Raw genomic sequence first — 12,864 nt, forward strand, 5'->3', positions numbered from 1 at the left:
GCCCGTGTTCGGGCTTGTCCGTCCCTTAGCCAGCTATTCTGGAAAAATCCGCGACCTGATCGGTGGCCGTGCGGATGCGAGCCAGCAGCGCCAGGCGGTTGGCGCGCACGGCCTGGTCCTCATCATTCACGAGAACGCGTTCAAAGAATGAATCAACCGGTTCACGCAACAAGCTAAGCGCCAGCATGGCGGCGGAAAAGTCTTCGTTTTGAATCGCTTCGCCGGCTTCTCTCTCCGCCTGATTCACCGCCGCAAACAGCGATTTCTCGGCCTCCTCGCGAAACAGCGCCGGCTCAACAGTCGCGGCGACGCGCGTTTTCTTCTTCTCCTCGGCAGCCAGAATGTTGGCCGCGCGCTTGGCGCCGGCGAGCAGGTTCTTGCCGTCCTCGGTGTCGAGGAAGGACCCTAGCGCCTCGACGCGGCGCACGATCTGCAGGAGGTCATCCGAGTGCGATTGGCCGATCTCCCCCCTTGTGAGGGAGATGCCCGGCAGGGCAGAGGGGGGCGCGCCAGAATGAGAGGTCGGCGGGACAGCGCCCCCCTTTGTCGGCTTCGCCGCCCCCACAATGGGGGAGATTGGCGCGCTTCCACCACCTGCCAGCACGGCGTCAATGAGATCATGCCGAGCGCCCTGGTCGCGGAGATAGACTTTCAGGCGGTCGTGGAAGAAGGCGAGGAGGTCGGAGCCAAAGGCCCGTCCAGCCTTAGACGCGAGATAACTCGCCGTTTGATAGGCACTATCGAAGAGCGATCTCAGCGGCAGTGAGATCCCATTCTCGATCAGGATCCTCACCACACCCAGTGCTGCCCTTCTCAGCGCGTAAGGATCCTTCGAGCCCGTCGGCTTTTCATCAATGGCCCAGAAGCCGACCAGCGTATCGATTTTGTCGGCCAGCGCGACGGCAATCGACACCGGATTGGTCGGCACGCTATCCGACGGACCTTGAGGTTTGTAGTGCTCCTCGATCGCCGCAGCCACGGACGGATGCTCGCCCTGCAGCAGCGCGTATTTGCGCCCCATGGCGCCTTGCAGTTCCGGAAACTCGCCCACTGCTTCGGTCGTAAGATCGGCCTTGGCCAGCACCGCGGCGCGGGCCGCGAGCGCGGTAATCTCCCCCCTTGAGGGGGAGATGTCGCCGAAGGCGACAGAGGGGGTCGTCTCGCGTGGAGCGCCAACTCCCTCTTTCTTCGAGAGACCGGACGGCGTCGCGGCAGCCGAAGCGACCCCCTCTGGCCTGCCGGCGATCTCCCCCTCAAGGGGGGAGATCGACTGCGCCACTGTTGGCGCCAGCTCTTCCGCCAGCCGCTTGATCCGCTCCACCCGCTCGCCTTGCGTGCCGAGCTTGGCGTGGAAAGTCACCCCGAGATGGTCGAGGCGGGCCATGCGTTGGTCGAGCGGCTTTTTCAGATCGAGCCCGAACTTTTTTGCCGATGCCTCGAGCTCTCCCAGATCGGGCAGATCGCCCTGGTCGGTCCGCCAGAAGTACAGCGCATCCGACAGGCGCGCGCGCACCACCTTGCCGTTGCCGTGCGCGATCTCCTTGCCGCCATCCTTCGCCTCGATGTTGGCAGTGAGGATGAAGCGGTTGGAAAGGTTTTCGCCGTCGCCTTGCGGACGGGTGACAAAGCATTTCTGATTGGCGCGAATGGTCAGCCGCACCACCTCGGGCGGAATGGCAAGAAAGGCCTGCTCGAATTCGCCCATCAGCACCACCGGCCATTCGACCAGGCCCGACACTTCCTCCAGCAGCCCTTCGTCCTCGACCAGATCGAGCCCGTTGGCGAAGGCGAGGTTGCGGGCGTCGGCAAGGATGATCTCCTTGCGCCGGTCGCCGTCGAGCACGACCTTGGCTGCTTCCAGCTTGGTCACGTAATCGTCGAAGCGACGCACGGTGATTTCACCCGGCGCCATGAAACGATGGCCGTAGGTGATATTGCCCGAGCGGATGCCATCGATCTCGAAATCGACCACCACCGGCTCCTCGGTCTCCGGGCCGAAGGTGCACAGAATCGTCTGCAGCGGCCGCACCCAGCGCAGCGAACCGGGCTTGGCTGAAGCCGGCCCCCAGCGCATCGATGTCGGCCAGGGGAAGCCGCGAATGATGGCCGGCACCAGTTCGGCGATGATTTCTTCCGCCGCCCTGCCCGGCTTCGAAATATGGGCGACGTAGAAATCGCCCTTCTTCGGATCGGAATGAACATGCGCCTCGGCAACCGAGGCAAGGCCTGCCTTGCGCAGAAAACCCTGCACCGCCTGTTCCGGCGCCGTCGTCGACGGCCCCTTGATCTCCTCGTGGATGTCCTTCGAGCGCGCGGTCAGGCCCCTGACATCGAGCGCCAGGCGCCGCGGCGTCCAGTATTCGCGCGCGGCGTCATAGGTCAGACCCGCCTCGACCAGACCGTCGGTCAGCATCTTCCTGAGATCGCCCGCCGCCTTGCGCTGCATGCGGGCGGGGATTTCCTCGGAGCGAAGTTCTAAGAGCAGGTCTGGCATGGTTAAGCTCCCACCCTCCCCTTGATGGGGAGGGTCGGCGCGTAGCGCCGGGGTGGGGTGGCGACCTCTCAGCCGCCGATACCTTCGGCACCATCGCGCAAACGCAGGTGTGATTTTCGTTCTTCCACCGCCGCATAGATCGTATCGAGCACGGAATCCAGTTCGTTTTTGATTTCATGGTTCCAGAAGCGAATGACGCGGTAGCCTTGGCTCTCGAACCATTTCGTTCGACGCTCGTCATGGCGCAGCTGGTCATCGAAGCTGTGATGGGCACCGTCCACCTCAATGATCAGCTTCAGCCGGTGGGAGATGAAATCAGGGAAGTAAACGCCTACCGACGCCTGCCTGCGAAAATGAGTGCCTTCTACTGGAATGCGCCACAGATGCCGCCACAGGATGCGTTCCTCGTCGGTCATCGCCGCGCGAAGCCTTTGCGCAGACTGCAGCTTGAATCGATCGAGTTTTGGCATGGAACGTCGCGCTGTCACCCCCACCCGCCGCTTCGCGGCGACCTCCCCCATCTAGGGGGAGGTAAGAGGGCATGGCAACTCGGCTGACCGCTGTTTCCAGGAATTTTGACCGCCCCTGTCGGGCCGCAACCAGCCCGCCCGTCCTTTGATCAAAGATTTCCATGAACCAAACGCAGCGCTGAAGCGACCAACGCTCAGGCAGGGACCTATTGGCTGAACGACCATGAAAACGGCATCGAGACTTCTCCAGATCATCGCGCTCAGCGCCTGTTTCGCCGCGCAGGTGCATGGCGCCTTCTCGATGCCGGGCGTACGGCAGGCTATGCGGACCATGGCGGGGTCGACTGGCCCGATGTTGGCCCCAATCAACATTTCCCTCGAAATGATGAAGTGAGCCTCAGGCGGCGAGCCCGCCGGCCTGGGTCTGCAAAAATGCCTCGCCGCAGGCTTTCGCCAGATTGCGCACCCGCAGGATGTAGCTCTGCCGCTCGGTCACCGAAATCACGCCGCGCGCGTCGAGCAGGTTGAAGACGTGGCTGGCCTTGATGCACTGGTCATAGGCCGGGAAGACCATGCGGTGCATCGGCAGATTGTCGTTCGAAGCCGGGGCGCCGGCCGCGAGCAGCGCCTTGCATTCGGCTTCGGCGTCCTCGAAATGCCTGAGCAGCATGGCGGTGTTGGCATATTCGAAATTGTGCCTGGAATATTCCTGCTCGGCCTGCAGGAAGACATCGCCATAGGTGACTTTTTCGGCGCCTTCTCGGCCATTGAAGTTGAGGTCGTAGACATTGTCGACGCCCTGCACATACATGGCCAGCCGCTCCAGGCCGTAGGTCAGTTCTCCCGCCACCGGCGCGCATTCGATGCCGCAGACCTGCTGGAAATAGGTGAACTGCGACACTTCCATGCCGTCGCACCAGCACTCCCAGCCGAGCCCCCAGGCGCCAAGCGTCGGGCTTGCCCAGTCGTCCTCGACGAAGCGAATGTCGTGCAGCAACGGATCGACGCCGATCGCCTTGAGCGAGCCGAGATAGAGCTCCTGCAGGTTCGGCGGGTTGGGCTTCAGGATCACCTGGTACTGGTAATAATGCTGCAGCCGGTTGGGGTTTTCGCCGTAGCGGCCGTCCTTGGGCCGGCGCGAGGGCTGGACATAGGCGGCGTTCCAGCCCTTGGGCCCGAGCGCGCGCAGCGTGGTGGCCGGATGGAAGGTGCCGGCGCCGACTTCCATGTCGTAAGGCTGCAGGATGACGCAGCCATAGGCGGCCCAGTAATTGTGCAGGGTCAGGATCAGCCCCTGGAACGAGCGGCTGGGATGTATATGGGCTGGACTGTCTGACGTCACGGCGGCCTCGGAAAGCGCTGAAATGATGCCATTCCCTAGTTGCCGGGCCGGCTAGCGTCAAGGCAGCGCCTATCGCCGCCTTGATGAGAGGTTGAACGCTTTGCTTCGGACTGGCCCATTGCCGGACGGTGCCGGTGGCCGTTTGCTCGCCCAGCTTCAACGACAGAGGTTCAGCCATGCAAGGCCAGCTCACCGTACGCCCCGTCACCCGAGAGGATTACGAGCAATGGCTGCCGCTGTGGGACGGCTACAATGCGTTTTACGGCCGCTCGGGCGAGACCGCCCTGCCCGGTGACATCACTGCAATGACATGGTCGCGCTTCTTCGATGCCTATGAGCCTATGCATGCGCTGGTCGCGGAGAGCGAAGGCAAGCTTCTCGGTCTTGTCCACTATCTCTATCACCGCACCACGACGGCGATTTCGCCGAACTGCTATCTGCAGGACCTCTTCACCAATGAGGCGTCGCGCGGCAAGGGCGTCGGCCGGGCACTGATCGAAGACGTCTATACCAGGGCGCAAACCGCAGGCTCCAGCCGCGTCTACTGGCTGACACACGAAACCAACCACACGGCGATGAAGCTCTACGACAAGATCGGCGATCTCTCGGGCTTCGTCGTCTACCGAAAGCTGTTCTAGAATGAGCGCCAACGCTGGGTCTGCGCCGCGTCGCTTCGCTCCTTGCTCCGCCATAGAATGACGATCGCGATAGGGCGTCTCTATCTCTTTGTTTCTGTCGCAATTCCGAGCGGAAAACCGCGCACACTTTTCCTGGAATTGCTCTAAGACGCCAAGCCGAAACAAAAACGGGGCTCAGCGAGCCCCGTTTCATCAGAAGTATGGCCCGATCACCCCTTCGGCGCTGGCGGGGTGGCCGGCTTGACCTTCGGGGTTTCCTGCGCCGTGTTGGATTCGATCGGCGGCAGGCCCTTCATCAGCTTCTGCTGCAAAATGGCAAGCACATCGGGATCCGGCTTCAGGTCGCGCGCCTGATTCCACTGGAAAGTGGCTTCGAGCTTGCGGCCGACGCGCCAATAGGCATCGCCGAGATGGTCGTTGAGCACCGGATCTTCCGGCTTGAGCGACACGGCGCGCTCCATTTCGCGCACGGCGTCGTCGAACCGGCCCATGCGGAAATAGGCCCAGCCCAGCGAATCGACGATGTAGCCGTCGCTCGGTCTGAGGTCGACGGCCTTCTGGATCATCGCCAGGCCTTCCTTGAGGTTCATGTTCATGTCGACCCAGGAATAGCCGAGATAGTTCAGCACCTGCGGCTGGTCGGGGAACAGTTCCAGCGCCTTGAGGAAGTTCGGTTCGGCCTTGGGCCATTCCTTCAGCCGCTCATAGGCGATGCCGCGCTGATAGTAGATGTTCCAGTTGGCATTGGTCGGCGTCTTCAGCACCGCGACCGCCTTGTCGTAGAGAGTGGCGGCGGAGCGGAAATCCTCCTTCGAGGCATAGACCCCGCCCAGCGCCAGATAGGCGCGCATGTCATCGGGGTGAGCTTCGACGAATGCCTTGAGATGGGCGATCGCCTCGTCGTGACGGTTGAGATCGGCAAGGTTGAGGCCGAGCTGCAGGTCGGAAAGCTCCTTCAGCGGCGAGGAGGCTGGAATGCGGCTATAGAGCGCAATGGCGCCTTCGCCGTCCTTCAGCTGCTCCGCAACGGCGGCAAGCTGCACCAAAGCGGCGTCGCTGTCTGGCTTGAGCGCGAGCGCATATTGCAGATAGAGGCGCACGAACGGCTCGCCGCCGCCGCGATTGAGCGCGATGGCGAGGTCGAGCAGGATTTCAGCGGCGCCTTCGGAGGGACTGGCGACGAAGGGCTCGATCTTGTCGCCCTTGCTGATCCTGTCGCGAAGCGCCTGGATGTCGAGCTTGCCGGGCGCGAACGCCTCGGCCTTGTCGAGCACGTAGAGCGCCTTGTTCTTGTTGCCCTTGCGCGCCAGGAAAGACGCGTAGGCCTGGGCGTTGCGCATCCATGTCTCGGGCGCGGCACCGCCGGCCGTGACGTCGGTCAGGGTCGCGTCATAAAGCGCGTCGGCCTTGTCCGATAGGCCTGCGGCATCGGCGATCAGCGCGCGGTGGAAGGACTTGAACAGGCCGAACCAGTCAGGCCCCTGCAGTTTGTCGATCGAGGCCATCGCCCCGGTGGGGTCGCCGGCGCCCTCTTGTGCCCAGCCGGACATGACGCCGGAAATCAGTCGGTCGAGATCGGATTCGAGCGACAGCTTGAGCCAGTACTGCGCCTTGGTGAAATCCTTCTTGTGGAAGGAATCGACCGCCAGAGCCAGACGCGAGAAGCGCTCGACGTCGGGAACTCCCTTGAGCTTGTCGGCATAGACCAGCGATTCCTCGAAGCGGCCTTGCGCGATCAGCGACAGCATCAGGCTTTGCTGCAGTGAGGTGTCGCCGGGATTGAAGGCGAGCGCCTGCTTGTAATAAGCGATGGCATTGTCGAGGTCGTTGTCGCCTTCGGCGATGCGGGCGGCGAGATAGGCGCCCGAGAAGGAGGTGATCTTGACCGGGTCGGTCGATTCCTTGGCGTAGGCAGGAAGCGGAGAAATCGCCATCCCTGCCACAATTGCCAGCCCCGCGAGCCAGCGCGCACGTCCTTGCCGCATCGTATCCCTTTCAGCCAAGCGCCATCCCGCGTCGGCGCGGAGAAGCCATAGACTCGATGTTTCCTGACAAAGCATGGCCTTTTTGGGGTCAGGCTTCAATCCGGGCCGAATTCACAATCGGGTCACCCGATTAACAAACCATGGCGACGCAGACACTATCGGTTCCGACAATAGCAGATCGGGGTTGGGAGCTACAGCCTGACATCGCGATATCCGCCTGCCGCGACAGTGCTGCACAGGCCGGCCCACTCGCAACCCTGGCAGGCCTCACGCGTCACGCCGGCTGCAAAGGCGGCGCGCAAGCCGGCAAGCGTTGCCGCGTCGAGGCTGAAGCGGACGCCGGCCCGGATCGGCCGGGTCAGCAGCTTGCCGACATCGCGTGCTGCCAGCTCGTCCCGGCCGGCGGCGCTTTCGCGCAAGCAGTGGGGCTGCGCCCCGCCGAGCAGCGGCTGGCAGATGTCGTCGGGGCCGGAGACGATCAGAATATCCTCGCCCCGGCCCAGACGTTTCGCGATCACGTCATAGTTGGCGACGAAGGCTGCGCTGTACCCTTCGCCGATATAGGTCAGCAGGCAAAGAAGATGGTGGGAGCGCAGCCGGACGGTCATCGGTCAGGACGCACCAGCGGAGCCTGTTCCATCCCGATGGTATCGGGATGGGGCTCCATCTCTTTGTTTGAGCATGATCTCTTCCGAAAACCGGACTCCACTTTTCGGGATCATGCTCCTGCCGGGTCCGCCTTGTTGCTCCAAAACAGCTTGAGCGTCGCGGCGCCGAGCGCCGATTTCAGCAGGCCGCCGACGAGGAAGGGCAAGAAGCCGAAGGCGATGGCATGTTCGAGGCCGATCATGAGGGCGAGCCAGGCCGTGCCGAGAACCAGGCAGGCGAGGTTGCCGAGGACCATGCCGGCGAAGGCGAGCAGCACGCGGTTGCCGTTCCAGCCGCGCTCGGCCAGCCAGCCGACGAGCGCGCCGACAAGCGGGAAGGCGAAGAGATAACCGGCGGTCGGCCCGGCAAAATGCTGGATGCCGGCAGCTCCGCCCGACAGCACCGGCAAACCCACAGCGCCCTCGACGAGCCATGCGGCGATGGTGATCGCGCCGAGCCGCCAGCCGTAGAGCGCGCCCACCAGCGTCACCGCAAAGGTCTGCATGTTCATTGGAACCGGCAGCATCGGCACTTCCATGTAGGAGGCGAGCGCAATGGACAGCGTGCCGATGACGATGGCCGCGGCTTGCCAGGCATACGAGCGGGTTTGCAGGCGCAACGGGCTGAAGGAGGGCTTGGAGGGCGAAAAGGCGATGTCGGTCATGGCGGCTTCCCTGGCTGGTTTGAATTATAGATAATTTTGTTGTTCGATCTATTATCGAATCCATATTTGCGCGGGAATGGCAACCCTCGCCCCTAAAAAGGCTTGGGCTTGCGTGTCGAATAAAGGACATTTGGAAAGGCTGGCGGGACAGCACCCCCCTCTGGCCTGCCGGCCATCTCCCCCGCAAGTGGGGAGATCGGATGTCGCCTTTGCTTTCGCCAATGGCCGACGTTGCAGGACTAACGCAACGGCAAAGCTGTTGATCTCCCCCCTTGCGGGGGAGATGTCCGGCAGGACAGAGGGGGGTGTGAAGGATCGCTACGCGCGGAATCCGACGACTTGTCCCTTCGTCCCTACCCGACGATGGCAAACGCTTCGCGCATCTTGCCCGACGCGGTCTTGACCGGTTTCTGGCCGATCCACTGAACGTGCCGGCCAAGCGTGGCGGCGGCCGATTCGGTATTGCCCTGTCGCAGCGCGCTCAGGATCGCGCGATGATCCTGGTCGGTGCGGATTTCCCATTCCGAGCGCCATGCGGCGAACAGGAAGCGGGCGCTTGCGGCGTGCAAATCGTCGATGGTGGCGATGAGCCGCGGCATGCCGCAGGGCGCCAGGATCAGCCGGTGGAAGGTGCGGTTGGCCTCCTCCCAAGAGCGGACATCGCGGGATTTGTCGCCGGCCTTTGTGGCTTCTTCGGCAAGGTTGAGAATGGAAGCCGTCAGATGCGGCGCGGCATGGCGCAGCGCCAGCACTTCGAGGGCTGCCCGCATTTCGGCGACTTCCCTTACCTCGCCGAGATCGAAAGCGGCGACGCGCACGCCCCGCCTGGGCTCACTGACCGCCAGCCCTTGCGCCTCCAGGCGCCGGAAGGCTTCGCGCACCGGGACATGGCTGGTCTGGAATTCCTCGGCGATGTGATCCTGCCGCAGCCGGGCGCCGGGTTCGATCGCGCCCGATATGATGCGATCCGCCAGCACCTTGCTGATGCGCACGGCAATGGTGTCGTCTGCGGTCTTTGCCATGTTTTATAGATAATTTGCACTGCTGCCGATTGTCGAGCGGTGATTGCCCGATTTTGCGTGCAAACTTGCTTTGGCGCCAGGCGCGGGTCAGTTCACCCGGCTGATGCAGAAGTCGATGACGTCGATGAGCGCCGATTTCTGCGGCGTCGCCTCCAGCGGTGCCAGCGCATCGCGGGCGATCTCGCCGAAATGGCGGGCCCGTCCGATGGTGTCGGCAATGGCGCCATGGCGGGTCATCAGGCCGATCGCCTTTTCCAGGCCGGCATCGTCGGTGACATTGTCCTCGATGGCGCGCTTCCAGAAGGTGCGCTCGGCCTTGGTGCCGCGCCGGTAGGCGAGGATGACCGGCAGTGTAACCTTGCCTTCGCGGAAATCGTCGCCGACATTCTTGCCCAGCTCCTGGCTGGAGCCGCCATAATCCAGCGCATCGTCGATGAGCTGGAAGGCAAGGCCGAGATTCATGCCGTAGGAGCGCAAGGCGGCGCGATCGTTGCGCGTCGCCGATGCGATGACCGGGCCGACCTCGGCGGCAGCCGAGAACAGCGCCGCGGTCTTGGCCTTGATGACGGCGAAATGCTCGTCCTCGGTGGTATCCAGGTTCTTGGCTGCCGCCAGCTGCATCACCTCGCCCTCGGCGATGATCGAGGCGGCGCTGGACAGGATGTCGAGCGCTTCCAGCGAACCGACATCGACCATCATGCGAAAAGCCTGGCCGAGCAGGAAATCGCCGACCAGCACGCTCGCCTGGTTGCCCCAGATCATGCGGGCAGTCTTTTTGCCGCGCCGCATGCCGCTCTCGTCGACGACGTCGTCATGGAGCAGCGTGGCGGTGTGCATGAACTCGACCGCGGTGGCGAGCTTGACGTGGCCCTCGCCAGAATAGCCGAACATCTGGGCCGCCGCGAGCGTCAGCATGGGACGCAGCCTTTTGCCGCCCGACGAGATCAGATGATTGGCGACCTCCGGGATCATCTCGACGTCGGAGCCGGCCTTGGACAGGATCAGTTTGTTGACGCGCCCCATATCGGCTGCTGTCAGGTCGATGAGATCCTTGATGGACGCGGGTTCCCGCTTCCCGTTTTCGATGTTGAGAACGACACCCACCAACAAACACTCCCGTCTTTGATCACGCGTGCGACGGCACCCTGGTCCCACCTGGGACTCTAGGGCGGCACATACGGGCACGGCAAGAGGCGAATTGGCGCGGCTGCGGTGACGGCGTGTCAACCTTAGCGACCGCATGCCGTTGCCCGGAAACCGCTCCACACTTTTCGGCGCCATGCTCCGGCGTTTACATCAACGCTGCAACCTGCGAACTTCGTCCGATGATAGAACTCGTGCGCACCAACGATGCCGTGATCATCTCCTTCGTCGAATCGCTGATGCGCGATGCCGGGATCGCCTGCTTCGTCGCCGACCAGAACATGAGCATTCTCGAAGGGTCGATCGGTCTTTTGCAGAAGCGCGTGATGGTCGATGCCGACCAGGCCGATCAGGCGCGGCGCATCTTGAAAGACGCCGGCATCGAGAACGAAATCCGCCAGACATAATGGCTGAAGCGAGCGCGCTTACCAGCGATACGCCGGCCCATACGGTCGATGCCTTCCATCGCGGCCGCTTCTGGCTGGTCCAGCCCAGGACAGGGCATCGCGCCGGGATGGATGCCATGATGCTGGCGGCAGCAGTTTCATCCGGTTTTTCTGGACGCCTCGCCGATTTCGGCGCCGGCGCCGGTGCGGCGGGTCTCGCCGTGCTGTCGCGCTGCCCAGAGGCGCAGGTCGTGCTCGTCGAACGGTCGGCCGAGATGGCAGGCTTCGCCACAACCACGCTCGCCCATCCCGGCAATGCGCATCTCGGCAATCGCGCCTCGGTGCTGACCGCCGACGTCACGCTGTCAGGCCGGGCGCGGACGCAAGCCGGCCTCGCCGACAATTCCTTCGATTTCGTCATCATGAACCCGCCCTTCAACGCGGCGCAAGACCGCGCCACGCCAGATCCGCTGCGGCGGCAGGCGCATGTCATGGACGACGGGCTGTTCGAAAGCTGGATCCGGAGTGCGGCTGCCGTCGCCAAGCCGCGCGGGGGCCTGGCCGTCATTGCGCGGCCGGAACAGCTTGGCGACCTCCTCGATGCGCTGTCGGGCCGCTTCGGCGACGCCGAGATGCTGGCCGTGCATCCGCGCCCGGAAGCAGCCGCAATCCGCATTGTGGTCAGGGCAGCGCTCGGCGCGCGCGGCAAGCTGTCGATCCGCCCGCCTTTGATGCTGCATGGGCAAACGGGCGACGGCCCGTCGGAACGAACCGAGATGATCAACAACGGACTGGCGTCGCTGTTTGGCGATTGATTTAGGCCCGTCAGTGTCGTTGCCGCAAAACCGGCACACAGTTGGCTGAGATGGATTGCAGCATTGCCGTTGACCGGCAAATCCCTACATGCGTTGAAGCCATTTGGAGACAGCCACCTCGTGAAACGCCTTTTCAACCGCCTGCTGCCGAAATCCTGGCGATCCAGCGTCGTCACCATTCCCGTCATCAGGCTGCATGGCACCATCATGGCCGGCGGCGGCCCGTTCCGGCCGAGCCTGTCCTTGGCGTCCACCGCCGCCCTCATCGAAAAGGCGTTCCTGTTCGATGCGCCCGCCGTCGCCATTTCGATCAATTCGCCTGGCGGCTCGCCGGTGCAGTCGCGGCTGATCTTCAAGCGCATCCGCGACCTCGCGGTCGAGAAGAACAAAAAGGTGCTGGTCTTTGTCGAGGATGTGGCGGCCTCGGGCGGCTACATGATCGCGGTCGCCGGCGACGAGATCTTTGCCGATCCGTCCTCCATCGTCGGTTCGATTGGTGTCGTCTCGGCCTCGTTCGGCTTTCCCGAACTGATGAAGAAGATCGGTGTCGAGCGTCGCATCCACACCGCCGGCCAGAACAAGGCGGTGCTCGACCCGTTCAAGCCGGAGAAGAGGGAAGACGTCGAGCGCCTGAAGGCGCTGCAGCTGGAAGTGCACGAGACCTTCATCGACCTGGTCAGGGAACGCCGTGGCACCAAGCTGAAGGACGATCCGGACCTGTTCACCGGCCTGTTCTGGACCGGCAAGAAAGGGCTGGAGCTTGGCCTCGTCGATGCGTTGAGCGACATGCGCACGGTACTGAAAACCCGCTTCGGCGCGAAAACCCAGCTCAGGCTGGTCACCGCGCCGCGTGGCCTGTTTGGCCGCATCGGCCTGTTCGGCTCGAACTTTTCAGCGCCCGATATTGCCGCCGCCGCCGCAAGCGGCGTGATCGATGCGGCGGAAGAGCGCGCATTGTGGGCGCGCTTCGGGCTTTGAAAAAGCAGGGAAAGCGTCTAGCATGAGGGCTTGACAGTCTGCCTTGCCGCCTTGCGAGGGAGGAGCTTTGAAATGCCACAGATCATTTTCTTCGCAGTTGTCGGCGCAGCCGCTTATTTCGGCTACCGCACCTTCGTCCGCGAGGCCGAACGTGTGACCGCCAAGGTGCGGCGCACCGAAAAGCAGGCAGCCAACGGCACCAACGGCACGCTGGTCCAGGATCCCAAGACCGGCGAATACCGCCTGGCCAAGGACTGAGCATCATCCCGTCAGCAGCCG

At 63.3% G+C, this 12,864-nt stretch carries 13 protein-coding genes; 5 read left to right on the forward strand and 8 right to left on the reverse strand.

Translation table 11 applies throughout. The features are described 5' to 3' along the window. Positions 1-25 precede the first annotated feature (25 nt). The 3 genes from glyS to NL532_RS26535 all read right to left on the reverse strand — a co-directional run bounded on the left by glyS (position 26) and on the right by NL532_RS26535 (position 4,306). Positions 26-2,494 carry a glycine--tRNA ligase subunit beta gene (gene glyS / locus NL532_RS26525; protein WP_023828034.1) on the reverse strand — a complete coding sequence of 823 codons (2,469 nt, stop codon included), beginning with the start codon at positions 2,492-2,494 and terminating at the stop codon, positions 26-28. A 68-nt stretch (positions 2,495-2,562) separates the two neighbouring features. Continuing rightward, positions 2,563-2,964: an endonuclease domain-containing protein gene (locus tag NL532_RS26530; RefSeq protein WP_023692101.1), complete on the reverse strand. Its 402-nt coding sequence runs from the start codon at positions 2,962-2,964 to the stop codon at positions 2,563-2,565. Positions 2,965-3,361: 397 nt separating this feature from the next. After that, the gene (locus NL532_RS26535) at positions 3,362-4,306 is read right to left on the reverse strand and encodes a glycine--tRNA ligase subunit alpha (RefSeq protein ID WP_023684365.1); all 945 of its coding nucleotides are present in this window, start codon (positions 4,304-4,306) and stop codon (positions 3,362-3,364) included. Between the two features lie 176 nt (positions 4,307-4,482). Between NL532_RS26535 and NL532_RS26540 the strand changes: the two genes are divergently transcribed. Then, complete coding sequence (locus tag NL532_RS26540; RefSeq protein WP_023684366.1) at positions 4,483-4,944, forward strand: GNAT family N-acetyltransferase; 462 nt, start codon at positions 4,483-4,485, stop codon at positions 4,942-4,944. Between the two features lie 209 nt (positions 4,945-5,153). Here the strand turns inward: NL532_RS26540 and NL532_RS26545 are convergent, their stop codons facing one another. The 5 genes from NL532_RS26545 to NL532_RS26565 form a co-directional block, all read right to left on the reverse strand. Next, on the reverse strand, positions 5,154-6,929 hold the full coding sequence (locus NL532_RS26545; protein ID WP_023828033.1) for a tetratricopeptide repeat protein: 1,776 nt from the start codon (positions 6,927-6,929) through the stop codon (positions 5,154-5,156). A 191-nt stretch (positions 6,930-7,120) separates the two neighbouring features. Continuing rightward, positions 7,121-7,537, reverse strand: a complete 417-nt coding sequence (locus NL532_RS26550; RefSeq protein WP_023684368.1) for a DUF1284 domain-containing protein — start codon at positions 7,535-7,537, stop codon at positions 7,121-7,123. 110 nt (positions 7,538-7,647) lie between these two features. After that, positions 7,648-8,241, reverse strand: coding sequence for a biotin transporter BioY (locus NL532_RS26555; protein ID WP_023828032.1), 594 nt, complete (start codon positions 8,239-8,241; stop codon positions 7,648-7,650). A gap of 353 nt (positions 8,242-8,594) precedes the next feature. Beyond that, complete coding sequence (locus NL532_RS26560) at positions 8,595-9,263, reverse strand: GntR family transcriptional regulator (RefSeq protein ID WP_023687112.1); 669 nt, start codon at positions 9,261-9,263, stop codon at positions 8,595-8,597. A gap of 87 nt (positions 9,264-9,350) precedes the next feature. Beyond that, a complete protein-coding gene (locus NL532_RS26565; RefSeq protein WP_023668471.1) occupies positions 9,351-10,367 on the reverse strand; it encodes a polyprenyl synthetase family protein in 1,017 nt (338 codons plus the stop codon). Positions 10,368-10,588: 221 nt separating this feature from the next. Between NL532_RS26565 and NL532_RS26570 the strand changes: the two genes are divergently transcribed. From NL532_RS26570 to NL532_RS26585, 4 genes are all read left to right on the forward strand, one after another. Then, positions 10,589-10,813 (forward strand): putative signal transducing protein, encoded by a 225-nt coding sequence (locus NL532_RS26570; RefSeq protein WP_023692106.1) that lies wholly within the window; start codon positions 10,589-10,591, stop codon positions 10,811-10,813. Then, a complete protein-coding gene (locus NL532_RS26575) occupies positions 10,813-11,607 on the forward strand; it encodes a tRNA1(Val) (adenine(37)-N6)-methyltransferase (RefSeq protein ID WP_023696580.1) in 795 nt (264 codons plus the stop codon). Before NL532_RS26570 ends, NL532_RS26575 begins: the two co-directional genes overlap by 1 nt. Before the next feature lie 120 nt (positions 11,608-11,727). After that, positions 11,728-12,585, forward strand: coding sequence for a S49 family peptidase (locus tag NL532_RS26580; RefSeq protein ID WP_023828031.1), 858 nt, complete (start codon positions 11,728-11,730; stop codon positions 12,583-12,585). Positions 12,586-12,657: 72 nt separating this feature from the next. Further along, positions 12,658-12,843, forward strand: coding sequence for a membrane protein (locus NL532_RS26585; protein ID WP_023668475.1), 186 nt, complete (start codon positions 12,658-12,660; stop codon positions 12,841-12,843). Positions 12,844-12,864: the final 21 nt, after the last annotated feature.

The sequence above is a fragment of the Mesorhizobium sp. C120A genome (assembly GCF_030323105.1).
Taxonomy (GTDB): domain Bacteria; phylum Pseudomonadota; class Alphaproteobacteria; order Rhizobiales; family Rhizobiaceae; genus Mesorhizobium.

Coding starts and splice junctions, on each gene's coding strand:
- glyS (WP_023828034.1), bottom strand. CDS start 2,494: ATGCCAGACCTGCTCTTAGAACTTCGCTCCGAGGAAATCCCCGCCCGC.
- NL532_RS26530 (WP_023692101.1), bottom strand. CDS start 2,964: ATGCCAAAACTCGATCGATTCAAGCTGCAGTCTGCGCAAAGGCTTCGC.
- NL532_RS26540 (WP_023684366.1), top strand. CDS start 4,483: ATGCAAGGCCAGCTCACCGTACGCCCCGTCACCCGAGAGGATTACGAG.
- NL532_RS26545 (WP_023828033.1), bottom strand. CDS start 6,929: ATGCGGCAAGGACGTGCGCGCTGGCTCGCGGGGCTGGCAATTGTGGCA.
- NL532_RS26550 (WP_023684368.1), bottom strand. CDS start 7,537: ATGACCGTCCGGCTGCGCTCCCACCATCTTCTTTGCCTGCTGACCTAT.
- NL532_RS26555 (WP_023828032.1), bottom strand. CDS start 8,241: ATGACCGACATCGCCTTTTCGCCCTCCAAGCCCTCCTTCAGCCCGTTG.
- NL532_RS26560 (WP_023687112.1), bottom strand. CDS start 9,263: ATGGCAAAGACCGCAGACGACACCATTGCCGTGCGCATCAGCAAGGTG.
- NL532_RS26570 (WP_023692106.1), top strand. CDS start 10,589: ATGATAGAACTCGTGCGCACCAACGATGCCGTGATCATCTCCTTCGTC.
- NL532_RS26575 (WP_023696580.1), top strand. CDS start 10,813: ATGGCTGAAGCGAGCGCGCTTACCAGCGATACGCCGGCCCATACGGTC.
- NL532_RS26585 (WP_023668475.1), top strand. CDS start 12,658: ATGCCACAGATCATTTTCTTCGCAGTTGTCGGCGCAGCCGCTTATTTC.